Annotated in this window: 21 protein-coding genes; 11 read left to right on the top strand and 10 right to left on the bottom strand. The window is 63.4% G+C overall.

What is annotated here, in order from left to right; translation table 11 throughout:
• Nucleotides 1-7 precede the first annotated feature (7 nt).
• Nucleotides 8-2,185: a mechanosensitive ion channel domain-containing protein gene (locus FW789_RS00310; protein ID WP_207073664.1), complete on the top strand. Its 2,178-nt coding sequence runs from the start codon at nt 8-10 to the stop codon at nt 2,183-2,185.
• Nucleotides 2,186-2,263: 78 nt separating this feature from the next.
• Here the strand turns inward: FW789_RS00310 and FW789_RS00305 are convergent, their stop codons facing one another.
• Entirely contained in the window at nt 2,264-2,977 is a 714-nt protein-coding gene (locus FW789_RS00305; protein WP_101321692.1) for a UTRA domain-containing protein, read from the bottom strand.
• 329 nt (nt 2,978-3,306) lie between these two features.
• On the opposite strand from FW789_RS00305, the gene FW789_RS00300 reads away from it, so the two are divergent.
• From FW789_RS00300 to FW789_RS00275, 6 genes are all read left to right on the top strand, one after another.
• Entirely contained in the window at nt 3,307-4,368 is a 1,062-nt protein-coding gene (locus tag FW789_RS00300; protein ID WP_186701519.1) for an ABC transporter substrate-binding protein, read from the top strand.
• A gap of 94 nt (nt 4,369-4,462) precedes the next feature.
• A complete protein-coding gene (locus FW789_RS00295; protein ID WP_446430724.1) occupies nt 4,463-5,269 on the top strand; it encodes an alkaline phosphatase family protein in 807 nt (268 codons plus the stop codon).
• Nucleotides 5,269-6,105 (top strand): ABC transporter permease, encoded by an 837-nt coding sequence (locus tag FW789_RS00290; RefSeq protein WP_411562706.1) that lies wholly within the window; start codon nt 5,269-5,271, stop codon nt 6,103-6,105. Before FW789_RS00295 ends, FW789_RS00290 begins: the two co-directional genes overlap by 1 nt.
• On the top strand, nt 6,095-6,889 hold the full coding sequence (locus FW789_RS00285) for an ABC transporter permease (RefSeq protein WP_103438242.1): 795 nt from the start codon (nt 6,095-6,097) through the stop codon (nt 6,887-6,889). The genes FW789_RS00290 and FW789_RS00285 overlap by 11 nt, the downstream gene beginning before the upstream one ends.
• A 1-nt stretch (nt 6,890) precedes the next feature.
• Nucleotides 6,891-7,880, top strand: a complete 990-nt coding sequence (locus FW789_RS00280; protein WP_186701517.1) for an ABC transporter ATP-binding protein — start codon at nt 6,891-6,893, stop codon at nt 7,878-7,880.
• A 22-nt stretch (nt 7,881-7,902) separates the two neighbouring features.
• Nucleotides 7,903-8,556: an HAD family hydrolase gene (locus FW789_RS00275; protein ID WP_186701516.1), complete on the top strand. Its 654-nt coding sequence runs from the start codon at nt 7,903-7,905 to the stop codon at nt 8,554-8,556.
• A 33-nt stretch (nt 8,557-8,589) separates the two neighbouring features.
• Here the strand turns inward: FW789_RS00275 and FW789_RS00270 are convergent, their stop codons facing one another.
• A complete protein-coding gene (locus FW789_RS00270; protein ID WP_103438245.1) occupies nt 8,590-9,552 on the bottom strand; it encodes an NAD(P)H-quinone oxidoreductase in 963 nt (320 codons plus the stop codon).
• Nucleotides 9,553-9,693: 141 nt separating this feature from the next.
• On the opposite strand from FW789_RS00270, the gene FW789_RS00265 reads away from it, so the two are divergent.
• Nucleotides 9,694-11,775, top strand: coding sequence for a carboxy terminal-processing peptidase (locus FW789_RS00265; RefSeq protein ID WP_181003816.1), 2,082 nt, complete (start codon nt 9,694-9,696; stop codon nt 11,773-11,775).
• Between the two features lie 100 nt (nt 11,776-11,875).
• On the opposite strand, the gene FW789_RS00260 is transcribed toward FW789_RS00265, so the two are convergent.
• From FW789_RS00260 to nirB, 7 genes are all read right to left on the bottom strand, one after another.
• Nucleotides 11,876-12,244, bottom strand: a complete 369-nt coding sequence (locus FW789_RS00260; RefSeq protein WP_103438247.1) for a hypothetical protein — start codon at nt 12,242-12,244, stop codon at nt 11,876-11,878.
• Complete coding sequence (locus tag FW789_RS00255; RefSeq protein ID WP_103438248.1) at nt 12,241-12,591, bottom strand: helix-turn-helix domain-containing protein; 351 nt, start codon at nt 12,589-12,591, stop codon at nt 12,241-12,243. The genes FW789_RS00260 and FW789_RS00255 overlap by 4 nt, the downstream gene beginning before the upstream one ends.
• Nucleotides 12,592-12,691: 100 nt before the next feature.
• A complete protein-coding gene (locus FW789_RS00250; RefSeq protein WP_101321703.1) occupies nt 12,692-13,132 on the bottom strand; it encodes a YkvA family protein in 441 nt (146 codons plus the stop codon).
• A 272-nt stretch (nt 13,133-13,404) separates the two neighbouring features.
• Nucleotides 13,405-14,145, bottom strand: a complete 741-nt coding sequence (locus FW789_RS00245) for an FKBP-type peptidyl-prolyl cis-trans isomerase (protein WP_446430723.1) — start codon at nt 14,143-14,145, stop codon at nt 13,405-13,407.
• A gap of 229 nt (nt 14,146-14,374) precedes the next feature.
• Nucleotides 14,375-15,307 (bottom strand): pca operon transcription factor PcaQ, encoded by a 933-nt coding sequence (pcaQ, locus tag FW789_RS00240; protein ID WP_101321705.1) that lies wholly within the window; start codon nt 15,305-15,307, stop codon nt 14,375-14,377.
• Between the two features lie 43 nt (nt 15,308-15,350).
• Nucleotides 15,351-15,713: a nitrite reductase small subunit NirD gene (nirD, locus tag FW789_RS00235; RefSeq protein WP_103438249.1), complete on the bottom strand. Its 363-nt coding sequence runs from the start codon at nt 15,711-15,713 to the stop codon at nt 15,351-15,353.
• Nucleotides 15,713-18,265, bottom strand: a complete 2,553-nt coding sequence (nirB, locus tag FW789_RS00230) for a nitrite reductase large subunit NirB (RefSeq protein WP_446430722.1) — start codon at nt 18,263-18,265, stop codon at nt 15,713-15,715. Before nirB ends, nirD begins: the two co-directional genes overlap by 1 nt.
• 412 nt (nt 18,266-18,677) lie before the next feature.
• Here nirB and map point away from each other — a divergent pair, with 412 nt between their 5' ends.
• The 3 genes from map to FW789_RS00215 all read left to right on the top strand — a co-directional run bounded on the left by map (nt 18,678) and on the right by FW789_RS00215 (nt 22,915).
• Entirely contained in the window at nt 18,678-19,469 is a 792-nt protein-coding gene (map, locus tag FW789_RS00225; RefSeq protein WP_446430721.1) for a type I methionyl aminopeptidase, read from the top strand.
• 108 nt (nt 19,470-19,577) lie between these two features.
• Nucleotides 19,578-20,270 carry a DUF1266 domain-containing protein gene (locus FW789_RS00220; protein WP_207073657.1) on the top strand — a complete coding sequence of 231 codons (693 nt, stop codon included), beginning with the start codon at nt 19,578-19,580 and terminating at the stop codon, nt 20,268-20,270.
• Nucleotides 20,267-22,915 carry a molecular chaperone DnaJ gene (locus tag FW789_RS00215; RefSeq protein WP_446430720.1) on the top strand — a complete coding sequence of 883 codons (2,649 nt, stop codon included), beginning with the start codon at nt 20,267-20,269 and terminating at the stop codon, nt 22,913-22,915. The genes FW789_RS00220 and FW789_RS00215 overlap by 4 nt, the downstream gene beginning before the upstream one ends.
• A 48-nt stretch (nt 22,916-22,963) precedes the next feature.
• On the opposite strand, the gene FW789_RS00210 is transcribed toward FW789_RS00215, so the two are convergent.
• On the bottom strand, nt 22,964-24,670 hold the full coding sequence (locus tag FW789_RS00210; RefSeq protein ID WP_446430719.1) for an Hsp70 family protein: 1,707 nt from the start codon (nt 24,668-24,670) through the stop codon (nt 22,964-22,966).
• Between the last annotated feature and the right edge of the window lie 103 nt (nt 24,671-24,773).

Here is a 24,773-nt window from a genome sequence, read left to right as displayed (position 1 = left end):
TTTTCCGGTGCCTGTCTTCCTGCGTTGCCTGACCCTGCTGCTGTTGCTGTTCATCACGCCGAGTTATGCCGCCGGCATTCCCGGCCTGCTCGGCTCGAACGCGCCGGCACAACCGCAAGCCAGCGAGCCGCTGGCAAAGTCGCTGGACGAGGTGATCAAGAACCTCGAAAACGACCAGCAACGCAGCAAGCTGCTGGCCGACCTGAAAAAACTCCGTGATGCCAGCAAACAGACCCAGGCCAACCCGGAACAAGGTGTGCTCGGGCTCATCAGCGGCGCCCTGCATGACATTGAAAAGCAGTTCAGCGGCGATGAAAGCCCGTTTCGGCGTTGGTCGCTGGAAATCAATCAGGCTCAGGATGAGCTCAGCGCGCTGATGGTGCCGGTGCAGCAGTGGCCGGCAATTCTGTTCGGCTTCGCGGCTGTGATTGCGGTGTGGAGCTTGCTGGCCATGCTGTTCAACTGGATAGGTCAGCGCGTGCGCCTGCGCTTCGGTCTCAAGGCTGAGCTGCCGCAACACCCGCGCACCGGTGACCTGGTGTTGTTTGCCTTGCGCAAACTGGGGCCTTGGCTGGTAGCACTGATCATCACCGTCTACCTGAGCTTCGCCCTGCCCCCATCGCTGGGCAAATCGATGGCGATGGTGCTGGCTTACGCGTTGGTAGTGGGCACCTGCTTCTCGGCGATCTGCGTGATTGCCTTCTCCCTGCTCGATGGCCCGCACCGCCACCGCGCCCTGCATATTCTGCGGCATCAGGCGTTTCGCCCGCTGTGGCTGATCGGCAGTTTCGCGGCGTTTGGCGAAGCGATGAACGACCCGCGCCTGACCGCAGCGCTGGGCCCCCATCTGGCCCACGCTCTGGCGACCATGGCCAACGTGCTGGCGGCGCTGTGCACCGGATTGTTCGTGCTGCGCTTCCGCCGCCCGATTGCCCACCTGATTCGCAACCAGCCACTGTCGCGTCGGCTGAACCGGCGCACCCTGAGTGACACCATCGAGATTCTCGGCAGCTTCTGGTTCATTCCGGCAATGATTCTGGTGGCGATCTCGCTGGTGGCCACCTTCGTTTCCGCTGGCGATACCAGCACGGCCCTGCGCCAGTCGCTGATGTGCACCGTGCTGGTGGTGGTGTGCATGGTGGTCAATGGCCTGGTGCGCCGCCACGCGGCCAACCCGAAGCGGATCAATCGCCGTCAGGCGGTGTATGCCGAGCGCTTGCGCAACTTTGGCTACGCCCTGCTGCATGTGCTGATCTGGCTGGCGTTCATCGAGCTTGGCCTGCGCGTCTGGGGCCTGTCGATGATCGGCTTTGCCGAAGGCGAAGGGCATGACGTCAGCCTGCGTCTGCTCGGCCTGGCCGGCACCCTGATCGCCGCCTGGCTGGTGTGGATCCTCGCCGACACGGCGGTGCATCATGCGCTGGTGCGCTCGCGCCGTGGTCTGGCCAACGCCCGCGCGCAGACCATGATGCCGCTGATCCGCAACGTCATGTTCGTGGCCATCTTCATCATTGCGGTGATTGTCGCCCTGGCCAACATGGGCATGAACGTCACGCCGCTGCTGGCCGGTGCCGGTGTCATCGGCCTGGCCATCGGCTTTGGTGCGCAGTCGCTGGTCGCCGACCTGATCACCGGGCTGTTCATCATCATCGAAGACTCACTGGCCATCGACGACTATGTCGAAGTCGGCGGCCACCTGGGCACCGTCGAGGGCCTGACCATCCGCACCGTGCGCCTGCGCGATATCGATGGCATCGTGCATACCATCCCGTTCAGCGAAATCAAGAGCATCAAGAACTACTCACGTGAGTTCGGCTACGCGATCTTCCGCGTGGCCGTGCCTCACGGCATGAGCATCGACAAGGCCATCACCCTGATCCGTGAGGTCGGCCAGACCCTGCGCAGCGACCCGCTGATGCGCCGCAACATCTGGTCGCCACTGGAGTTGCAAGGGGTGGAAAGCTTCGAGGCTGGCCAGGCGATCCTGCGGGCGCGCTTCAAGACTGCTCCGATCAAGCAGTGGGAAGTGTCGCGGGCGTTCAACCTAGCGCTCAAACGCCAGCTTGATGAGGCCGGCCTGGACCTGGCGATGCCGCGCTTGTCGGTGCAAGTGGTCACAGCAGGAGGCGGCGGGCTGAGCGAAGCGGTTGCCGGCGAAACGCCAGCAGCAAAGCCGTCTCTATAATCGCTCTATAATTGCCTATAAATCTTTTGGGAGGCACCGTAAGGTGTCTTCCAGCATGCAGCTCTGCATGGAAACCAACTACCCCGCCTCCGCCCTGATCCGTACTGCATCATGGCGCCAGTACTCCAGGTCGCAGTCGATCAGATGTCCCTGCTGATCGCAGTTGACCCGGGTTACCTGCAAGCCAGGGCTGCCCGCCGAGATCTTTAGCGCACTGGCGGCGGCCAGAGGCAGCGCGGTGGGCAGGATCTCGAAGCAGACCCGGCCATATTCAATCTGATACTCGCGAGCGTAGATCTCGGTCAGCGACTGACTGAGGTCCTGCTCGAGAATCTGCGGGAAGTACGCTGGCGCCAGGTAGTGCTCGGTATACAGCACCGCGCGCCCGTCAATCCGCCGGACCCGGCAGATCTGCACCACGCTGGACAACCCCGGCAGGCGCAAGCGCGCGCAGATCGCCGCCGAGGCCGGCTGCAGGCGCGCCGACAACAGCTCGGTGGCCGGCACCCGCCCCTGCTCGCGAACCATCGCGTGGAAGTGGCTACGGGCAATCAGGTCATAGCTTAACCGCTGCGGCGCAACGAACCAGCCACGGCGCTCTTCGCGATAGATCAAACCCTGTGCCTCCAGCTGCAGCAGTGCTTCGCGCAGGGTGATGCGCGTGGTGGCGAAGACTTCACTGAGTTTGCGCTCGGCCGGCAGTTTGCCGCCCGGCGCCAGCAGGCCGTGTTCGATCTGCTCCTGCAGGGCATGACAGATGACTGTTACCGCGCGCGCTGGCGTCGCTTGCATCAAAGGTTACCTATCTGGACTAGTCCAGCCCCACCACAGGGCAACTGGAGGATAGTGCAAGCCTAGGCACAGGCCATGAACATCCGGTTACAGAAGCCGCTCAAGGGTGTCATTGAAAATGCATCAGGCCAGGCGAATCAAGGCCTGGGATCTGGTCTACGCTGTATTTTCAGGCATCCCGGTAGGCCGGCCAAGGCGCTGTCCTACATCAAACTGTCACGCTGGCAGCCTACCTTGGCGCAAGGTTTGCTGACCTAGACCACTTACGTCACGCGCACGGTTTGCATCCTCATATCGCCTGCAAGGCATTCCCACCCAAGGAGCTTCGGATGAAACAGTTTTTCATGGCGTCATTGCTCGGTTCGGCCATCGCCCTGTGCACCTCGGCAATGGCCGCCGACGACCTCAAGACACTGGAAGATGCAGCCCGCAAGGAAGGCGCGGTGAACAGCGTGGGCATGCCCGATGCGTGGGCCAACTGGAAAGCCACCTGGGATGACCTGGCCAGCAAGTACGGCCTCAAGCACATGGACACCGACATGAGCTCGGCGCAGGAAATCGCCAAGTTCGAGTCGGAAAAGGACAACGCCAGCGCCGACATCGGTGACGTCGGTGCCGCCTTTGGCCCGATCGCCGTGGCCAAGGGCGTGAGCCAGCCGTACAAGCCAAGCACCTGGAATCAGGTACCGACCTGGGCCAAGGACCAGGACGGCCACTGGGCGCTGGCCTACACCGGCACCATTGCTTTCATCATCAACAAGCAGCTGGTCAAGGAAGGCGAGCGGCCAAAAACCTGGCACGACCTCGAGAAGGGCAAGTACAAGGTCGCCATCGGTGACGTCGGCACCGCAGCCCAGGCGGCCAACGGCGTGCTCGCTGCGGCCATCGCCTACAAGGGTGATGAACGCAACATCGAGCCAGGCCTGCAGCTGTTCACCAAGCTGGCTCAGCAGAAACGCCTGTCGCTGGCCAACCCGACCATCCAGACCCTGGAGAAAGGCGAAGTGGAAGTCGGCGTGGTCTGGGACTTCAATGGCCTGAGCTACCGCCAGCAGATCGACCCTGAGCGCTTCGAGGTGTTGATCCCGGCTGACGGCTCGATTACCTCGGGCTACACCACCATCATCAACAAGTACGCCAAAAACCCCAACGCGGCCAAGCTGGCTCGCGAATACATCTTCAGCGACGCCGGCCAGATCAACCTGGCCAACGGCCACGCGCGGCCGATCCGTGCCGAGCACCTGAAGCTGCCGGCTGATGTACAGGCCAAGCTGCTGCCCAACGAGCAGTACGCGCCGGCCCAGCCAATCAAGGACGCCACAGCCTGGGAGACCACCTCCAAGGCGCTGCCGCAAAAATGGCAGGAGCAGGTCATCATCGAGATGGAATGACGCTTGCTTGGGTAATGCTCTGAACAGCTCTCTGCACCGTAACAGCGGGGCAGAGGGCAACCCCACCGTGTGATCCACCTGCCGTGGAGTCTCCATGCCACACAACGTCATTCTCGTCCTGCTCGACGGCCTCAACCACGAGGTCGCCCACCATGCGATGGGCCACCTGCACGCTTACGTCGAGGCTGACCGCGCCGCGCTGTACCGGGTCCAGTGCGAGCTGCCGTCGCTGTCGCGGCCGCTGTACGAATGCATCCTCACCGGCGTACCACCACTGGAAAGCGGCATCGTCCACAACAACGTCAACCGCCTGTCCAACCAGCGCAGCGTGTTTCACTACGCCCGCGAGGCAGGCCTGGGCACTGCTGCCGCCGCGTATCACTGGATGAGCGAGTTGTACAACCGCTCGCCGTTCGACCCGCTGCGCGACCGCCACACCCATGCGCCGAAGCTGCCGATCCAGCATGGGCTGTTCTACTACGCCGATCACTACCCCGACTCGCACCTGCTGGCCGACGCCGAGTACCTGCGCCGCCGCCACGCCCCGAATTTCTTGCTGGTGCACCCGATGAACATCGACGATGCCGGCCATCGTCATGGCCTCGACAGCAGCCAGTACCGCAATGCCGCGCGCGGCGCCGACATCCTCTTGGCCGACTACCTGCCGCGCTGGCTCGAAGAGAGATATCAGGTGCTGGTGACCGCCGACCATGGCATGAACAACGACCGCTCGCACAATGGCCTGCTGGCCGAGGAGCGCGAGGTGCCGCTGTTCGTCTTCGGCAGCGCCTTCAGCCTCGACCAGAATGCCAAGCCGCTGCAGACCGAGCTGTGCGGAACGATCTGCGAGCTGCTCGGCGCCGCCCATGACAAAAGCGTTTGCCGCGAGCTGCTGTCGTGATGGCCGGCACCCGCGGGCGCTACCTGGCCATGCTCTGCCTGCTGCCGTTCGCGCTGTTCTTTCTGGTATTCCAGATCGCGCCGCTGGGCTGGGTGGCAATTAACAGCGTGCAAGCCGAGGGCGGCTGGAGCCTGGACAACTTCGGCAAGGTGTTCGCCTCCAAGTTTTATCTGCAGGCGCTGCAGCGCAGCCTGGAGATCAGCTTCTGGTCGAGCCTGTTCGGCATCATCATTGCCACCCTTGGTGCCTATTCGCTGCGCCAGGTCGACTCGAAGCTGCGCGACTTCGTCAGTGCCTTCGCCAACATGACCAGCAACTTCGCCGGAGTGCCGCTGGCCTTCGCCTTCATCATTCTGCTCGGCTTCAACGGCGCACTGACCTTGCTGCTGAAGCAGATCGGCTTGCTCGAAGACTTCAGCATCTACTCCAAGACCGGTTTGATACTGGTGTACACCTACTTCCAGATCCCGCTCGGCGTGTTGTTGCTGTACCCGGCGTTCGATGCCCTGCGCGAAGACTGGCGCGAATCTGCAGCGCTGCTCGGCGCCAGCCACTGGCAATTCTGGCGGCACATCGGCCTGCCGGTGCTGACCCCGGCGCTGCTCGGCACTTTCGTGATTCTGCTGGCCAATGCCCTCGGTGCCTACGCCACGGTCTATGCACTGACTACGGGCAATTTCAACGTGCTGCCGATCCGCATCGCGGCGCTGGTGGCGGGTGACATCAGCCTCGACCCGAACCTGGCCAGCGCCCTGGCGATGGTGCTGGTGGGGCTGATGACGCTGGTCACGGTGGTCCATCAATGGCTGCTGAAGAGGAGCTACCATGCGCGCTGAATCCCGCCCTGGCGGCTGGTACCACCGCGCCATGGTCTACCTGCTGTTTTTGATCCTGCTGCTGCCGCTGGCCGGCACCCTGCTCTACTCGCTGTCGACCAGCTGGTCGGCGAGCCTGTTGCCCAGCGGCCTTACTTTCAAATGGTACGTGGCGCTGTGGAGCGAGCCGCGCTTTCTGGCCGCCTTCGGCCAGTCGCTGCTGGTGTGCGTCGGCGCGCTGCTGTTGTCGGTGGTGCTGATCCTGCCGTTGCTGTTTGTGGTGCATTACCACTTTCCGCGGCTGGACGCGCTGATGAACATCCTCATCCTGCTGCCGTTTGCGGTACCGCCGGTGGTGTCGTCGGTGGGCTTGCTGCAGCTGTATGGCAGCGGGCCGATGGCGATGGTCGGCACGCCGTGGATTCTGATCGGCTGCTACTTCACTGTAGCGCTGCCGTTCATGTACCGGGCCATCACCAACAACCTGCAAGCGATCAACCTGCGCGACCTGATGGACGCTGCCCAACTGCTCGGCGCCAGCACCTGGCAGGCGGCGTTTCTGGTGGTGCTGCCAAACCTGCGCAAGGGCCTGATGGTGGCGCTGTTGCTGTCGTTCTCGTTTTTGTTCGGCGAGTTCGTGTTCGCCAACCTGCTGGTCGGCACACGCTACGAAACGCTGCAGGTGTACCTGAACAACATGCGCAACAGCAGCGGCCACTTCAACAGCGCGCTGGTGATTTCCTATTTCGCCTTCGTCCTGGTGTTGACCTGGGTGGCCAATCGCTTGAACAAGGACAAACCCTGAGATGAGCTTCGTCAGCGTAGAGAAACTGCAAAAGAGTTACGCCGGCAGCCCGGTGTTCGACGATATCGACTGCCAGATCCAGCGCGGCGAATTCGTCACCCTGCTCGGCCCGTCCGGTTGCGGCAAGTCGACCTTGCTGCGCTGCATTGCCGGCCTGACCCCGGTCGACAGCGGCCGGATCCTCCTCGACGGCCACGACCTGGTGCCGCTGAGCCCGCAAAAACGCGGCATCGGCATGGTCTTTCAGAGCTATGCACTGTTCCCCAACATGACCGTCGAGCAAAACGTCGCCTTTGGTTTGCGCATGCAGAAAACCCCCGCTGAAGAAAGCCGCACGCGGGTGCGCGAAGTGCTCGAGCTGGTCGAGCTGGGCAGCTTTGCCGGGCGCTATCCGCATCAGTTGTCGGGCGGCCAGTGCCAGCGGGTGGCGCTGGCCCGATCGCTGGTGACCAGGCCGCGCCTGTTACTGCTGGATGAGCCACTGTCAGCACTGGATGCACGCATTCGCAAGCACCTGCGCGAGCAGATTCGGGCGATTCAGCGCGAGCTTGGGCTGACCACGATCTTCGTCACCCACGACCAGGAAGAGGCGCTGACCATGTCCGACCGCATCTTCCTGATGAACCAGGGTCGGATCGTGCAGAGTGGCGACGCCGAAACCCTCTATACCGCGCCGGTGGACCTGTTTGCCGCAGGCTTTATCGGCAACTACAACCTGCTCGATGCCGACAGCGCCAGCCGCCTGTTGCAACGCCCGGTCAGCAGCCGCCTGGCGATCCGCCCCGAGTCGATCAGCCTGGGTCTCACCGGCGAACTGGACGGCCAGGTGCGCAGCCATAGCCTGCTCGGCAACGTCATCCGCTATCGGGTCGAGGTGCGCGAGGTCGAACTGGTGGTTGACGTGCTCAATCGCTCGTCAGAGGATCTGCATGCGGACGGTCAACGGGTATCCTTGGCTATCGACCCAACGGCGCTACGCGAAGTGGCATAGAAGTAGTTCAGGAGAAGTACCGATGGCTTTGGCAATTTTCGATCTGGATGAAACCTTGATCCATGGCGACTGCGCGTCGCTGTGGAGTGAGCACATGGTGCGGCTGGGCTGGGTCGATGGCGAGTCGTTTCTGCGCCGTGACCGCGAGATGATGGAAGCGTACAACAAGGGTGAGATGGCCATGGAAGACTACATGGCCTTCAGCCTCGAGCCGGTTGCCGGGCGCACACTGGAGGAGCTGGCGCACCTGGTCGAGCCATGGGTGGAAGATGTGATCGAGCCGATCATCTTCGGCGACGCCTGCCACTGCATTGCCGAGCACCGCAAGCAAGGTGATCGGGTGCTGATCATCTCGGCTTCTGGCACCCACCTGGTCGGGCCGATTGCAGCGCGCTTGGGTGTAGACGAGTATCTGGCGATTGAGCTGGAAGCGATCAATGGCGTGTACACCGGCAACACTCACGGCGTGCTGACCTACCGCGAGGGCAAGGTCACCCGGCTGCTGGAGTGGCTGGATCAGGAGCAGGAAAACCTCGAGGACGCGAGTTTCTATTCGGACTCGCGCAATGACCTGCCGCTGCTGCTCAAGGTCGATCATCCCAAGGCAGTCAACCCGGACCCGGTCCTGCGCGCCCATGCCGAGCAGCATGGCTGGCCGATCCTCGCCTGGAAGTGAAACAGCCGGGGCCGTAGCCCCGGCATGGCTGACTCAGGCCAGCGTCTGGTCGATCACCAGCACCAGCTTGCCGGAGACCTGATTGGTCGCAAGCTCGGCGTAGGCGGCCTCGGCGAACGCGACCGGATAGGTGTCCACCAGTTGCGCCTTGAGCCGGCCATCGGTGAACAACGGCCAGACCTGCTGGCCGAGCTCCTTGAGCAATTCGGCCTTGAAGTCGTCATGGCGATTGCGCAAGGTCGAGCCGGTCAGCTGCAGGCGCTTGCCGAGAATCTGTGCCAGGTCCAGTTCGACCTTGCGCCCGCCCATCAAGCCGATCATCACCCAGCGCCCGTCGCGGGCCAGCAGCTCGACATTGAGCGGGCCGTAGCTGGCGCCAACCGGGTCAAGGATCACGTCGAACGGGCCCAGTTGCTTGAGGTCATCGAGGTTGGCATTGCGCACCACCCCACCGGCAGCGCCCAGCGCCTCGCAGTAGGCCAGCCGCTCTGGCGAGCCGACGCTGACCCAGACCGGATTACCCAGCGCCTTGCACAGTTGAATCGCCGCCGAGCCGACGCCACTGGCGCCGGCATGCACCAGCAGTTTTTCCCCAGGCTTGAGCCCGCCGAGCTGGAAGATATTCAGCCAGGCCGTGGCATACACCTCGGGGATCGCCGCCGCTTCGTGCAGGCTCAGGCCCTCTGGCACCGGCAGCACGTGGCGAGCATCGACCACCACTTCCTCGGCCATGCCACCGCCCGCCAGCAGCGCACAGACGCGCTCGCCGACGCGCCAGTCGGTGCCGGGGCCGACTTCACTGATGATCCCGGAACATTCCAGCCCCAGGTACGGGCTGGCGCCCGGCGGCGGTGGGTAATTGCCCGCGATCTGGAGCATATCCGCCCGATTCAGGCCTGCCGCGGCTACGCGAATGCGTACCTGGCCGGCATCACAGGTCGGGCGCTCGGCCTCGACCCACTCCACATGTCCGTCAACGCCTTGCAATGCCTTCACAGTGCCTCCATAGTTGAGTCATGACTGAGCCCGGGATCGCCTTGCCCCGGGCTTTTTGCAGTATTTGCCCGGCTCCATGGAACCGGCGAACGGAATAGACGGCCTACTATGCGTGATCAATTGCCTTTACGTCGAATCAGCATGAAGCATTTTCTGCCCAGCACCGCCCTCGCCCTGCTCATTGGCGTTGGCAGCCTGACGCTTGGCGGCAATGCGGCCGCCGCCAACAAGTGGGAAAGCCTGCAGCCAGACCGGGATGAGGTGGTTGCCAGTCTCAATGTGGTCGAGCTGCTCAAGCGCCACCACTACAGCAAGCCGCCACTGGATGACGCCCGTTCGGTGATCATCTACGACAGCTATATCAAGCTGCTCGATCCATCGCGCAGCTACTTCACGGCCTCGGACATCGCCGAGTTCGACAAGTGGAAGACCCAGTTCGACGATTTCCTCAAGAGCGGCAATCTCGATCCGGGCTTCACCATCTACAAGCGTTACCTGAACCGCGTCAAAGCCCGCCTGGACTTTGCCCTGGCCGAACTCAACAAGGGCGTCGACAAGATCGACTTCAGTGTTGACGAGTCGCTGCTGGTCGATCGCAAAGACGCGCCATGGCTGAAAAACGACGCCGAGCTGGACGACCTCTGGCGCAAACGCGTCAAGGATGAAGTACTGCGCCAGAAGATCGCCGGCAAGGACTTCAAGCAGATCCAGGAAACCCTGATCAAGCGCTACAAGAACCAACTTGCGCGGCTTGACCAGACCCGTGCCGAAGACATCTTCCAGGCCTACATCAACACCTTCGCCCAGTCCTACGACCCGCACACTAATTACCTGTCGCCGGACAACGCCGAAAACTTCGACATCAACATGAGCCTGTCGCTCGAAGGCATCGGTGCGGTGCTGCAGAATGACAACGATCAGGTCAAGATCGTCCGTTTGGTACCGGCCGGCCCAGCCGCCAAGACCAAACAGGTCGCCCCGGCCGACAAGATCATCGGTGTGGCCCAGGGCAACAAGGAAATGGTCGACGTGGTCGGCTGGCGTCTGGACGAAGTGGTCAAGCTGATCCGCGGCCCGAAAGGTTCGGTGGTGCGTCTTGAAGTCATCCCGGCCAGCAATGCGCCGAGCGACCAGACCAGCAAAATCGTTTCGATCACCCGCGAAGCAGTCAAGCTTGAGGAGCAGGCGGCGAAAAAGTCGGTGCTCAAGCTCAAGCAGGATGGCCGTGACTACAAGCTGGGGATCATCGAGATCCCGGCCTTCTACCTCGATTTCAAGGCCTACCGTGCCGGCGATCCTGAGTACAAGAGCACCACGCGCGACGTCAGGAAACTGCTCACCGAACTGCAGAACGAGAAAGTCGACGGCGTGGTCATCGACCTGCGCAACAATGGGGGCGGCTCGCTGCAGGAAGCCACCGAGCTGACCAGCCTGTTCATCGACAAAGGCCCGACCGTGCTGGTACGCAACAGCGATGGCCGCGTCGATGTGCTTGAAGATGAAAACCGCGGCGCGTTCTACAAAGGTCCGCTGACGCTGCTGGTCAACCGTCTCTCGGCCTCGGCTTCGGAGATTTTTGCCGGCGCCATGCAGGACTACCACCGCGCCTTGATCATCGGTGGCCAGACCTTCGGCAAAGGCACCGTGCAGACCATCCAGCCGCTCAACCATGGTGAGCTGAAACTGACCCTGGCCAAGTTCTACCGGGTTTCCGGACAGAGCACTCAGCATCAGGGCGTGCTGCCGGATATCGATTACCCGTCGATCATCGACACCAAGGAAATCGGCGAGAGCGCCCTGCCCGAGGCCATGCCATGGGACACCATCAAGCCGGCGATCAAGCCTGCCGTGGACCCGTTCAAGCCGTTCCTCACCGAGCTGAAAGCCCGCCACGACGCCCGTAGCGCCAAGGATGCCGAGTTCACCTACATCCGTGACCGCCTGGCCCTGAGCCAGAAGCTGATGAGCGAGAAGAGTGTCAGCCTCAACGAGCAGACCCGTCGCGCCCGCCACGATGAGATCGAGGGCAAGCAACTGGCCCTGGAAAACATCCGCCGCAAGGCCAAGGGTGAAGAGCCGCTCAAGGAACTGAAGAAAGAAGACGAAGACGCCCTGCCGGTGGAAGATGAAAACACCAAACCGGAAGACGACGCCTACCTGGCCGAAACCGGGCGTATCCTGCTTGATTACCTGAGCCTGAGCTCGTCGGTAGCCAAGAAGTGACCGCCGGCTGACGCCAGTCGCAAAAAAAGGGGGTGGACGCCTAGAATGTCCACCCCCTTTTCTTTGTCTGCAGTTTGCTCAGACAAACGCGCTGCGGCGCTCAGGCTTCTTCTGAATAGGGGTGCTCGAATACCCTGGCCACTTCCGAGGCGTGCCAGGAGGCTGCTTCCATGCCATCGACCGGCCCGGTAAACCTGCCCAGGCGCTCGGCACATTCGAAAAAGCCGGTACGCGGCAGGCGGCTTGCGCCCTGGCTGATTACCAGCGAGCTGCGCAGCGGCTGTTCGGCGCGTGCGTCGATGGCGGCCAGATGCTCCAGCGCAGCGGTCAGCGTCTGCATGGCCGGGGTTGGCAGCTGCAGACGCTCGAGCAGGGCACGGTAGGTCAGCAGGTGGCGCTGGCGGCGGGCCATGTCCAGCTCGCCGAGCAGCCCGTCCCATTGCTGGCGACTGATCCTGACGCCACTCATGACGGCTCGCTCCAGCCAGCAATACCCAGGTGCCAGGCCAGGCTGCGCAGGATCGGCGCACCCGCTTCACGCTCACCGGCTTCGATCATGGCCAGGTAGGCCGGGCTGATGCCGACGCTGCGCGCCAGCGCCTCAGGGGCCAGGCCCTTGGCTTCACGCAGGCGGGCCAACTCGCTGATTGCTGGCAGGCTGGCAGGCGCTGCAGCAGGCTCTGCTAGCGTCTGCTCTGCCTTGGCAGGGCTGGACGCAGGCGCCTGGCCGGCAGCGACCAGCAGGGCCTGATACTGCTCCCAGGGAATGACGGCGTATTCGGGCTTATCGTCCCGGCTGATGACCTGAATTTCCATTGCAAACCCCTCACGTAGGACTACTGCATGTAGCCCGTAGGCATAACCTTTATGCCAATTATATGACCAAGCGCGAGGGTCTGTGCAGATCAGGCTGAATTCAAGGCGTACCGCGCTCCAGGCGCAGTGCCTCGGGGGTGTCTGGCAGGCGCTCTACCACGCGCAAACGCTCCGGCGTCTGGGCATCGCGCCAGGCCTTGAAACGGCCCAATTCGTCAGCCACGGTCTTCAATACCCAGCCGAGCACGGCGATGTCATCGAGAAAGCCGACGCCCAGCAGCCAGTCGGGGATCGCATCCAGCGGGCTGACGAAGTACAGCAGGCCGGCCACGATGGTCACCAGCGCCTTCGGGCTGATGGCGCGGTACTCGCCGCGCCACCAGGCCAGGCACAGGCTCTGCATCAAGCGCAGGTCTTCACGCAGCTGGCCAAGCTTGGGACCTTTGCGCGCGACCGCAAACAACAGTGCCGGCAACCGGCCACGGCTGAGCAGGCGCTCGGCCAGGGGCAGAAATCGGCTGAAATTCCAGGGTGCACTCATGGGGCCTCCAAGCGATGAGGTTATCCACATTTATTGTGGATAACCTTGTGAACAGGGCACAGTTTCCGCCGCCCCGTGCCGACAGGGCAAGGGTCGCGCTTAGATCGGGCGTTTTTTACCCAATCGTGACAGTTACGCAAACGTTTTGCGTCATCGGGCAGACATGTACCGGCCACCCAATCTCGGACAAGCAATGCCGGCCGAGGTTCGTCTGGGTGCCCGCAAAAACGACAACGCCCCGTCGAGACGGGGCGTTGTAGACACGCTAAGGCTTACTGAGCCGGAGCTTCGGCTGGCGGCTCGGCGCCTTCGAGCTTGCTCGGATCTTTGATCGCCAGCAGTTCCAGGTCGAACACCAGTACCGAGTTGGCCGGGATCAGCGGGCTTGGGCTCTGTGCGCCGTAAGCCAGGTCAGCCGGGATGTACAGCTTGTATTTCTCACCGACGTGCATCAATTGCAGGCCTTCGACCCAACCTGGGATCACACCGCTGACCGGCAGATCGATCGGGCTGCCGCGCTCGACCGAGCTGTCGAACACCTTGCCATCGATCAGCTTGCCTTCGTAGTGAACGGTCACAACGTCAGAGGCTTTTGGCTGTGGGCCATCGGCTTTCTTCACGACTTCGTACTGCAGGCCGGAAGCGGTGGTCACGACGCCCTGCTTCTTGGCGTTTTCTTCGAGGAACTTCTTGCCAGCCGATGCGGCTTCTTCGCTGGCTTTGGTCAGGCGCTCTTCGGCACGCTTTTGCAGCGCGGTGAAGGCCTCGACCAGTTCGTCATCCTTGATGCGCTGCTCTTTCTTGCTGACAGCGTCATCGATACCCATGGCGACTGCTTTCGAATCAAGGTCTTCCATGCCTTCCTGAGCCAGGCTCTTGCCCATGTTCAGGCCGATACCGTAGGAGGCTTTCTGTGCCGGGGTTTTCAGCTCGACGTCGCTGGTCTGAGCGTCGCAGCCCGCCAGAACCAAACTTACCAGGGCAACCGCAGCCGCCAAACGATGTTGTTTCATGCTAGTTCCTTGTTCATGCGCCATAAGGGCAATCAGGGTAAAGCCGCGAGCTTAGCAGGCGGTCGTTACCAATGGCTACCGGCATAGGAGCCGCTTGCGGGCAGTAAGTTCAGTAGGTGAAAGGTTGTTCATGGCAACGCTGCAGCCACTGGCCAGTATTGAGCCCAGATGCCACCTGCGGCGGGTATTGTGGCTATTTATGTCTGCCCTGCTAAACATGACAGATCCGTCAGGGATAAAGCCCTTCGCGGTACTCCCCGGCCAACTCGCGCAGCACCTCGCACACCCACTGCGCCGGAAGACTCTGCGGCAGCGCGGCATTGCGGCAGATGCCCACCGAGCCACCCGGTTCGTAGATGCCAAGGTCCAGCTCGACCAACTCGCCGCGGCCCAGGTCGATCAGCACCGCGTCACGCGGGGCGACCCAGACTGCATCGCTGCCCAGCAGGTAGCGCCGGCTCAGCGCCAGCGACAAGGTCTCCAGACGTTGCGCCGGCATGTGGATGCCGCACTGCACAAACAGGCTGTCGGCGTGTTGGCGGATGGTGGTGCCAAGCGGAGGCAACACCAGCGGATAGTCACCAACCCGGCTGCGCTCGAGCGGCTGCAGCGCCAGCAGCGGATGGCCCGGACGCACCACCAGACTCATCGATTCGCTGTACAGGTGCTCGAATGACAAGCCCTGAATCTGCGGGCTGTCGGTCATGCGCCCGACTACCAACTCCAGCTCACCCAGGCGCAATTGGCCGAGCAACTGCGCACTGACCCCGGTGCTCACGCTGATCAGCAACGCCTGATGGCGCTGATGCAGGCGGCACAGCGCCTCGGGCATGAGCAGGCCTTCGACGGTCGAGAGCACGCCAATGCGCACCTGCGACGGCGCCCGCGCCTCGCCGCGCACACTGCTCACGCCATCGCGCAGGGCCTGCACGCTGGGGCCGGCGTAGCGCATGAAGCGCGTGCCGGCGGTGGTCAGCTCGACGCCCAGCCGAGTGCGCTCGAACAGTCGCGTCTCAAGCAACTGCTCAAGCTCCTTGAGGGTCTTGGAAATCGCTGGCTGGCTGATCGCCAGAACGTCAGCCGCACGCGCCAGGCTGCCCTGGCGGGCGATTTCCAGAAAGCACAGCAAGTGGCGGTACTTGATTCGAGTGTCGAGGTTCATGCGTAAGAGCAGCTCTGCCCGCGGTCAGCGTCGGTCAGCCATCTTAGCGCATCGCCACCTCGACAGCCTCCCCTGCCAGGCGCACCGGCCAGGTCCGCAGCGCCTGCTGCGGGTCTTCCAGGCAGCGCCCGCTGCGCAGGCTGAAATGCTGCTTGTACAACGGCGCCGCCACCGTCAGCTCGCCACCGATGCTGCCGATCAGACCGCGGCCGATGATATTGGCGCCCGAGCGCGGGTCGCGATTGGCCACGGCATAAAGCGGCTGAGCCTGGCCAGGCAGGTAGAACAGCGCCACCTGCTCGCCGTCCAGCCACACCACCACACCGGAATCGGCGACCAGATCGCCGCGCTGGCAAACCGTTTGCCAGTTGGGTTGTTGCGCTACTGCGACATTGGATGAGTTCATCAGACAGCCTCCTCGACAGTTGGGATCAGGTGCAGCGCGGCCACTGGCCGGCGTTGTTCGCGTTCGCGCACGAAGTGCACGTCCGGGTCAGCGCGCTGGTCGTTGACGAAGGTGCGGAAGCGTTTGAGTTTTTCCGGGTCGTTGAGGGCGTTGGCCCATTCGCATTCATACTGATCGACCACGTGCTGCATCTGCGCTTCGAGCTCGCTGCCAAGCTGCAGGCTGTCATCAAGGATCACCGCCTTGAGGTAATCCAGGCCACCTTCCAGGCCCTCGCGCCAGACCGAGGTGCGCTGCAGCTTGTCGGCAGTGCGGATGTAGAACATCAGCACGCGGTCGATCATGCGGATCAGGCTGTCGTCATCGAGGTCGGTGGCAAACAACTCGGCATGCCGCGGGCGCATGCCGCCGTTGCCGCAGACGTAGAGGTTCCAGCCCTTGTCGGTGGCGATCACGCCGATGTCCTTGCTCTGCGCCTCGGCGCACTCGCGGGTGCAGCCGGACACGGCAAACTTGAGTTTGTGCGGCGAGCGCAGGCCCTTGTAGCGGTCTTCCAGGCGCAGGGCCATGGCCACGCTATCCTGCACGCCGTAGCGGCACCAGGTGCTGCCGACGCAGGATTTGACCGTACGCGTCGACTTGCCATAGGCGTGACCGGTCTCGAAGCCCGCAGCGATCAGCTCGCCCCAGATCAGCGGCAATTCGTGCAACTGCGCGCCGAACAGGTCGATGCGCTGACCGCCGGTGATTTTGGTATAGAGGTCGTATTTTTTCGCCACCTGGCCGATCACGATCAGCTTGTCCGGGGTTATCTCGCCACCGGGAATGCGCGGCACCACCGAGTAGGTGCCGTTTTTCTGCATGTTGGCCATGAAGGTGTCGTTGGTGTCCTGCAGCGGCACCAGCGCGGCGTCCATGATCGGCTGGTTCCAGCATGAGGCCAGGATCGAACCCACCGCCGGTTTGCAGATGTCACAGCCAACATGGCCTTTACCGTAACGCTTGAGCAGCTCATTGAAGGTGCGGATGCCCTCGACCCGGACCAGCCCATAAAGCTCCTGGCGGGTATAGCCGAAGTGCTCGCAGAGGCTCTTGTCGACGGTGACCCCACGGGCAGTCAACTCGTGCTCGAAGACCTGTTTGAGCAGCGCCGCGCAACCGCCGCAACCGCTGGCCGCCTTGGTGCAGCTCTTGACCGCGGCGAGGTCGCTGCAGCCGCTGTCGATGGCTGCACAGACCGCGCCCTTGCTGACGTTGTGGCAGGAGCAGATGGTCGCCGTATCGGGCAAGGCATCGGCACCCAGCGCCGGCGCGCCGCCGCCCTGCGGCAGGATCAGCGTGGCCGGATCAGCTGGCAGGGCAATGCCGTTCTGGCAGTACTGCAGCAGGGTGTCGTAGTAGCTGTTGTCGCCAACCAGCACCGCGCCGAGCACGTGCTTGCCGCTGGCATCGACCACCAGCCGGCGATAGGCCGCGTTGGCCTCGTCGATAAAGCGATAACTGCGCGCGCCGTGAGTCGCGCCATGGGCATCGCCGATAGAGCCGACATCAACCCCAAGCAGCTTGAGTTTGGTTGACATGTCGGCGCCGGTGAACGGGGTGGACGATTCACCAAGCAACAGCGCAGCAAGGTTGCGCGCCATGCTGTAACCGGGCGCGACCAGGCCGAACACGCTGCCATTCCACGAGGCGCACTCGCCGATGGCGAAGATCTGCGGGTCGCTGCTGCGGCAATCGTGGTCGATCGCCACCCCGCCACGCGCACCAATCTCCAGGCCGCAGGCGCGGCCGAGGGCGTCTTGTGCGCGGATACCGGCAGAAAACACGATCAGGTCGGTTTCAAGATACTCGCCACCGTCGAAATTCATTCGATAGCGGTACTCACTGCCCGTGCTGATCGACTGGGTGGCGCGTGACACATGCACCCCCACGCCCAGCGCCTCGATCTGCGCCTTCAAGGCAGCACCGCCTTCGCTGTCGAGCTGCACCGGCATCAAGCGCGGCGCGAACTCCACCACGTGTGCTTCCAGGCCCAGCGACTTTAAGGCGTTGGCCGCCTCGAGGCCCAGCAGGCCGCCACCGACCACCACACCCCGGCGGCTGCCGCTGGCGGCGGCGCGAATGGCGTCAAGGTCATCCAGGGTGCGATAGACCAGCCGCGACGTGCCGCTGGAGCCTTCGACTGGCGGCACGAACGGATAAGAGCCGGTGGCCAGGACCAACTGGTCGTAGCCATAACGGCCCTCTGCGGTGACCACTTCGCAGCGCTCGCGATCGATCTCGAGCACGCCCTCGCCGAGGTGCAGGTGCACGCCGTGGCGATCGTAGAAATCCGCCTCGCACATGGCCAGCGCTTCGCTGTCGCTGCCAGCGAAGTACTCTGAGAGGTGTACGCGATCGTAGGCGCGCTGACGCTCCTCGCCGAATACGCGCACCTCGAAGCGCGCCAATGCGCCGCGCTCGACCAGTTGCTCGACGCAGTGATGGCCGACCATGCCGTTGCCGACGATGACCAGTCGCTGAAGTTGTCCGCCGTTCGCTGTTGCCTGCATAGCCGATCCTCGATCACGGGTTGGCGGGGTTGGCCGCCGCAAAGACAAAAAAAACGCCTGGAGCCGAAGCTCCAGGCGCCTTTGCCTGTTCTCATCTGGGTGAGGCCCCTGATTGATCGCCGTTGATCAGTGGGGCGTGTTGTGGATGGGGTGTAGCAGGGACTGTGCCAATTTTCAGCGATGGCTTTGACCGGGGGCCGCTTTGCGGCCCTTTCGCGACACGAGGCCGCTCCTACAGAGGATCGGCGCTGGTGCAGACGGGGGTGGTGAGAAAGCCGATGCGCCGCCATGGGGGATTTTTGACTCGTCTTGGTGCACGCGTCCCCATCCTGGGGCACGGCGCCGCGGTGGCAAGGCTGGGTGCCATGGGGATATGCTGCAGCCTGATTCAAGCGAGGTCTTTGAAGCGCCAATGTCCCAAGTCATCCTCAAGACAGCCGAACAACTCGAGCTGATGCGCCGCGCCGGCCAGTTGCTGGCCAAGGTATTCGCCGAGCTCGACAGTTTTATCCGTCCCGGCATAACGACCATGCAGATCAACGACCACGCCGAGGCGTTCATCGTCCAGACCCTGCGCGCCAGGCCGGCCAGCAAGGGCCAGTACGGTTTCCCCTATTCGCTGAACACTTCGGTCGATCACGTCGTCTGTCACGGCATGCCCAAGGCTGACGAAGTGCTCGCTGAAGGCTCGATCGTCAACGTCGACATCACCCTGGAACAAGGCGGTTATATCGCCGACTCGTCGAAGATGTACCGCATCGGCGCGATCAGCGCTGAAGCCGAGCGGTTGGTAGAAACCACTTATGACGCGCTCTGGCGCGGCATCGAGCAAGTTCGCCCGGGGGCCACTCTGGGCGACATCGGCCACGCCATTCAGAGCACCGCCGAAGCGGCCGGCTACAGCGTGGTACGCGAATACTGCGGCCACGGCATCGGCCAGCAGATGCACGAAAAACCGGAGATCCTCCATTTCGGCCAACGCGGCATGGGCATGAAGCTCAAGCAGGGCATGGTCTTCACCATCGAGCCGATGATCAACCAGGGCGCGCGCGGCACCCGCGAGCTGAAAGATGGCTGGACGGTGATCACTCGCGACGGCGCGCTGTCGGCGCAGTGGGAACACACCGTTGCGGTCACTGCTGACGGTTATGAAGTGCTGACCCTGCGCGAGGAAGAACGTCTGGCCGGAAAAACGGTCAGCTGAAGCGCCATCCCGAGCAGGCCATTTGCCGCCGTGCTGGCCGCTATTTACAATCGCCACCCGCAAGGCCGGCCGCCCTCCCTGTTCTGCCCCGGCCCAGGAGTCCGTGTCATGGAAGAAACTGCGCAGCATTGGCTGCATGCCTTGTCCGCACCGATGGCTGCCCTCAACGGTGCCAGCTACACCGCGCCGGACTATCACGAGGGCGACGACCAGAGCGACCTCGAACGCTGGTGGGGCATCAGCAACCGTGCGCAGTTGCTGGACATGCTCGGCATGGCTGACAACGGCCACGCCACCGAGCTGTCCGAAGCCTACTGGCAGTTCCAGCGTTGCTTGCCCAGCCAGTGGCAAGCACTGCTCGAGCGCCTGTCCGAACGGGACCGGATCAAGTACCAGTACGCCGCCCGCACCTACCCGGACTGCGGCCCCGGCGGCACCCGCGCCTGGGACCTGGGGCGGATGAGCTTTCTGCTGCGCGCCGGACTGAAAAAGTCCTTTATCACTGCCGAAGAAAGCCTCTACCTGCATTACCGCCTGGCCTTGCGTGCCCGCCATTACTACAACAGCTGGGACGGCTACCTGGCCGGCTACCTGTTCGGCAAGGCGCTGTGGAACGTCTCTGACAGCAGCGACCAGGCACTCGCCGCCGAACTCGAACGCCAGGGCAATGAGCACTGGAACCGCTGCATCCTGCTCAACCTGCGGCTGGGTGCCAGCGAGCTGCTGGCCAGCCTCAGCTGGGATCTGCCATTACCTGAACCGGAACGCCCGGCATCGCTGGAAGAGGACTGCTGGTCATGAGTTGCTGGATACGCCTTGGCCTGGAACCGACCCAGGACCTCAATCTGATCCGCCAGGCCTACCGCGGCCTGCTGCCGGCACATCATCCGGAAACTGACCCGCAAGGTTTCCAGGCGCTGCGCGAGGCCTACGAACAAGCGCTGCGCCTGGCCCGTGAAAGCGAGGCCGACGCCGCGCCAGTCGTCGAAACCGAAGCCAAAGCTGACGAGATGTCAGCCGCATTGCGCGGTTTTCACCGGTTGCTGGAAGACCCCACCCTGCGTTTCGATCCCGCCGCCTGGCAGGGCTACATCGCCGAGCTCAACGAACTGCCGTTGGACGAACTGGAACAACTGAGCTGGCAGCTGCTGCATGAACTGCGCAGCTGCGGGCCCATTTCGCACCGCTGCGCCGGCCTGTTGGCACAGCGCCTGGGTTGGGCTGAACAGTTGCTGCGCCTGCAAGACCCGCAGGAGGTCGAAGCATTCCTCCAGCGCCTGAGCGAACCCGATCCGTTCGATACCGCCCTGATGCGCGACTGGCCACCCGCTGCGCAATTGGAGACGCTGTGGTACTTCCGCAGCCTGGAATACTGCTTCAATCAGCGCCCGCTGTTCGAGTACGAGCAGTTTGTGCAGGCACACACCTGCCTCGCCTTCCCCAACGACGAGGCTCTGCTGCAACGTCTGCTGGTGCAGTTCTGCCAGGCCGGGATCGGCAGCCAGACCCTGCACGCGCAGGTGCAGCAGCAACTGCAACAGGCGCCTGACGATGTCGACCTGCTGTATCTGCTGGCGCGCCAGGCCGAGGCGCTTGGCGCTGAACAGCAGGCACTGGAATGCTGGCTGCGGCTGTGGCGCGAACATCGCCACCCGCAGGCCGAGCGCTGGCTGCTCAACCTGTGCGCACGGCACCAGCCGCAGCGCTTGCCGCTGCTGATCCAGGCGTTCGACCTGCAGACCCCGTGCGACAGCTGGCCGACCGACCTCGCCGACCCGGCGCAGGCCTGGGGTAGCCCGTCGCAGAGCCCGCAGACTTTGTCGCGCTGGCTCGAAGCGGCGCGGCTTGAACCGGGCGACATTGCCGCGACATTCATCGATTGGCGCCTGGACGGTGACGACGAATTGCCGCTGCTGGCCTGGTTGCTGCAGGAGCAGCCGGACGCAGACTTGCAGCGCTTGTACTGGCTGGCCTGGGCCCTGCAACGCGGTGAAGCCGAGCTGCTGCGTCTGGTAGTCGCTGAGCCAGCGCGGGAAGACACTCTCGATAACCTGATCCTCGAAGGCTTGCAGGCGCAAGCGGCGCAGCAGCTGCGCTGGCTCGAACAGTCGCCGGTGGTGCAGGCATTGGTGGATTTCTGCACAGCCAATGATCCACGCGCACAGTTGCCTGAAGCGCTCGGTGAAGACGCCATCCGCCCGGTCTGCCGCGAGTGGCTGCGGCGTATGCGGGTGTATCCCGAGCAGGCGCTGCATGAACTCAATAGCCAGTTCGACATGCGCCGCATGTTCACCCGGCCGTTCGCCCTGCAGGCTCAGGAAGCCCTGGCCGCCCATGGCGCGCCACTACCAGCGCCGGCAGCAGGCGAATCACTGTGGGCCTGGCACCGTCAGCAGCTGTTCATGCTGGCGTTGTTCGACCAGCCAAGCCGCTGGCTGGCGTTGATCGACCCGCAACTGCCCGGGCAACTGCACTACCCTGCCGAGCACCCGTTTGCCACGCTGCACAGCGCGCTGCTGCAGGCCATCGCCGGGCCACATGGCAGCAGCGATGTGCTGGCCGCGCTGGACTACAACGAACCGCTGCAAGGCCTGCTCGCCAGCCGCGTGCTGAGCCTGCGCACGGCCCTCGACAGCAGCCGCCTGCCCACCGCTGCGCAGTTGCTGACCTGCCTGGAAAACGAACCGGCGGTGCTCGACGATTACCCACTGGGCAAAATGCTGTTCTGCGCCGTGCTCTATCACGATCGCAGCCTCGACGAAGCCCAGCGCACCCGCCTGCGCGATCGCCTCGAGGCGCTGTACATCGAGGACTACTGGTACGAGCCGTTACGCCGCAGCCTGGTGGCCGGCAAGTGCACACATCCAAGCGGGCAGCTACTGCGTAAACAAGGGATGGCCAGCGCCCCGTTCAACGACGCTCTGGATGCCCTCGACAGCCTGCTCAATGACTGCGCACCGCCGAAAACGCGGTTGTTGCGTAGGTTGCAGAAAGCCAAGGACAACGTCGACCTCGACCCCGGCCTGCGCTGCGCGATCATGGCGTTGCTGGGCTGGACCGAGCGCATGCTGCGCAACAACAGCAAGCAGGTGGCGGAACCAATGTGGGCGGTGTGGAAGCTCAACAGCCGCCTCGACCGCAAGGGCTTCGGTCTGCATCTGTTAGCGGTGATCGCCTGCGGCAGCCTGATGACCTTGCTGCCGGCGATGGCAGCGCCGATGGTGCTGTTGATGGTCAGCGCCATGCTGCGCCGCCTGCGTGATCTTGGCCAGGGCGTGCCGGTGCTGATCCTGCTTGTGGTGCTCAGCCGGGTGCTGCCGGTGGTGCCGCTGATACTGGTGAGCCTGCCGGGCGACAAACTGCCCAACCGCTATGGGCCAGTGCCGGGCAAGGCGGCCGATCTGGAGGGTGGCTTGCAGGCGGCCTTGCGCCGGATGAACGGCTAGCCATCACCCTGAGCAAGGCAACGGGCCGCAGTGCGGCCCGAGCCAAGATCAGTAACGCAGCTCGTCCAGCGCCTGGCTCAATTGCTGGCGCTGGCGGCTGATCTCGCCGGCCTGCTGCCCGGCCAACACTCCATTGAACGTATCCAGCCAGCTGCCGATCAGCTCGCGCTCATCGCCCAGGCTCTGCATCCAGGCTCGCTCCAGCCGCGCCAGCAGGGTGCGGTTGGGCAAGGCATCGCGTGGGTGAATCTTCAGCCGCGACAAGCGCTCATGGCTGGCCTGGCGCGCGTCCTGATCCAGCCCGGTCGGGCTGCGGTCAATGCTGTGGCTGTGTTTGAGGCCGGTTTCGATGAATGTCACATCGACTTCAAGCAAGCCGTTGATGTCGTAGCTGAAACGCACATCCAGTGACTGGATCTGCCCGGTCGGCTGCAGCGGGACCTCGAAACTGTCGACCAGAATATTGTCGCGCACCCAGGGCCGCTCGCCTTGGTACACCGCGATACGCACGCTTTTCTGCTCCGGGTGAGTGCTGTAGAAGCGCTCGACCCGTGAGGTGGGGATCACCGTGTTGCGCTCGATGATCGGCGAAAACGCGCCGGCGCTCTGCTCGCCACGCTGCGAGGCAATGCCCAGGGTGTACGGGCACACGTCGGTCAGGATCAGTTCGTCGATAGCCGCATCGCGTGCCTTGCAAGCCGCCTGGCTGGCGGCGCCGAGGGCAACGATGGTGTCTGGGTCCAGGTGCCGGTACGGCAGCCGGCCAAACAGCTTGGCCACAAGTTGCTGCACCTGCGGCATGCGCGTGGCGCCGCCGACCAGCACCAGGCTGTCGAGCTCCTTGGGGCTCAGGCGCGCATCGCGCAGGGCCTGTTCGATCGGTGCGCGCACCCGCGCCAGCAACGGCGCCCAGATGCCCTGCAGCCTGAGTTCGTCGAGCTGCCACTCACGGGCCTGGCCGTCGCCTTGCCAGGTCAAGGTCCATTGACCCTCACCCAGCGCATGTTTGAACTGGTCGATGGCGTCGTGCAGGCTGGCCAGCGCCTGTGGCTCGAGCTGCTCGAGTTTGAGCCCCCAGTCGCGCAGGCACGCCAGCAACAATGCATCGGTAAAGTCTTCACCGCCCAGATAGTTGTCACCGGTGGAGGCATGCACTTCGATCAGCGGCAGCGCGTATTCCAGCACAGTCACATCGAAGGTGCCGCCGCCCAGGTCGAATACCAGTGTGCGCTCGAACTTTTGTTCGTGCAGGCCGTAGGCCATGGCTGCTGCGGTTGGTTCGTTGATCAGCCGCTGCACCTTGAGCCCGGCCAACTCTGCGGCAAACACCGTGCGCTTGCGCTGCTCGTCACTGAAATAGGCTGGAACCGAGATAACCGCTTCGCTGACCGGGCAGCCCAGATACGCTTCGGCATCCTGCTTCAAGGCACCCAGCACCAGCGCCGACAGTTCTTCAGGGGTGAAGCGATGCTCGCCCAGCTCGAAGCGCTTGTCGCTGCCCATGAACCGTTTGAAGGCAGCCGCGCTGCGCAGCGGATGGGTGGTCAGGCGGGCTTTGGCGGCTTTGCCGACCAGAATACTGCCATCGTCATCGACGCTGACCACCGATGGCGTCAGTACGTCGCCGAGGGCATTGGCGATCAGTTGGGCTTGGCCATCCTGCCATACGGCGATCAGGCTGTTGGTGGTGCCCAGGTCGATACCGAGCAAGGGCGCCGCAGCGGCGGGCATTGGAGAGGTACTGGCATCCTGCATGGTCGGTCTCTTGCGTGCAATGAAGAGCCGGAGCACAGCCTGTTGGCCGCGACCGGCGGACAAGGCATTCTGACGCAATGCCAGAAACAAAAAAAGCGACCCT

This window comes from Pseudomonas sp. 1121_17, from assembly GCF_052850745.1.
Note: the sequence above shows the minus strand (reverse complement) of the source record. Positions and strands in the feature narration are given on the sequence as shown.

Excerpts from the sequence above, each read along its gene's own strand:
- FW789_RS00245 (WP_446430723.1), bottom strand. The coding sequence starts at position 14,145 with ATGAAACAACATCGTTTGGCGGCTGCGGTTGCCCTGGTAAGTTTGGTT.
- map (WP_446430721.1), top strand. The coding sequence starts at position 18,678 with ATGTCCCAAGTCATCCTCAAGACAGCCGAACAACTCGAGCTGATGCGC.
- FW789_RS00215 (WP_446430720.1), top strand. The coding sequence starts at position 20,267 with ATGAGTTGCTGGATACGCCTTGGCCTGGAACCGACCCAGGACCTCAAT.
- FW789_RS00220 (WP_207073657.1), top strand. The coding sequence starts at position 19,578 with ATGGAAGAAACTGCGCAGCATTGGCTGCATGCCTTGTCCGCACCGATG.
- FW789_RS00295 (WP_446430724.1), top strand. The coding sequence starts at position 4,463 with ATGCCACACAACGTCATTCTCGTCCTGCTCGACGGCCTCAACCACGAG.
- nirD (WP_103438249.1), bottom strand. The coding sequence starts at position 15,713 with ATGAACTCATCCAATGTCGCAGTAGCGCAACAACCCAACTGGCAAACG.
- FW789_RS00275 (WP_186701516.1), top strand. The coding sequence starts at position 7,903 with ATGGCTTTGGCAATTTTCGATCTGGATGAAACCTTGATCCATGGCGAC.
- FW789_RS00300 (WP_186701519.1), top strand. The coding sequence starts at position 3,307 with ATGAAACAGTTTTTCATGGCGTCATTGCTCGGTTCGGCCATCGCCCTG.
- FW789_RS00255 (WP_103438248.1), bottom strand. The coding sequence starts at position 12,591 with ATGGAAATTCAGGTCATCAGCCGGGACGATAAGCCCGAATACGCCGTC.
- FW789_RS00265 (WP_181003816.1), top strand. The coding sequence starts at position 9,694 with ATGAAGCATTTTCTGCCCAGCACCGCCCTCGCCCTGCTCATTGGCGTT.
- FW789_RS00250 (WP_101321703.1), bottom strand. The coding sequence starts at position 13,132 with ATGAGTGCACCCTGGAATTTCAGCCGATTTCTGCCCCTGGCCGAGCGC.
- FW789_RS00260 (WP_103438247.1), bottom strand. The coding sequence starts at position 12,244 with ATGAGTGGCGTCAGGATCAGTCGCCAGCAATGGGACGGGCTGCTCGGC.
- FW789_RS00290 (WP_411562706.1), top strand. The coding sequence starts at position 5,269 with ATGGCCGGCACCCGCGGGCGCTACCTGGCCATGCTCTGCCTGCTGCCG.
- FW789_RS00285 (WP_103438242.1), top strand. The coding sequence starts at position 6,095 with ATGCGCGCTGAATCCCGCCCTGGCGGCTGGTACCACCGCGCCATGGTC.
- FW789_RS00280 (WP_186701517.1), top strand. The coding sequence starts at position 6,891 with ATGAGCTTCGTCAGCGTAGAGAAACTGCAAAAGAGTTACGCCGGCAGC.
- FW789_RS00210 (WP_446430719.1), bottom strand. The coding sequence starts at position 24,670 with ATGCAGGATGCCAGTACCTCTCCAATGCCCGCCGCTGCGGCGCCCTTG.
- pcaQ (WP_101321705.1), bottom strand. The coding sequence starts at position 15,307 with ATGAACCTCGACACTCGAATCAAGTACCGCCACTTGCTGTGCTTTCTG.
- FW789_RS00305 (WP_101321692.1), bottom strand. The coding sequence starts at position 2,977 with ATGCAAGCGACGCCAGCGCGCGCGGTAACAGTCATCTGTCATGCCCTG.
- nirB (WP_446430722.1), bottom strand. The coding sequence starts at position 18,265 with ATGCAGGCAACAGCGAACGGCGGACAACTTCAGCGACTGGTCATCGTC.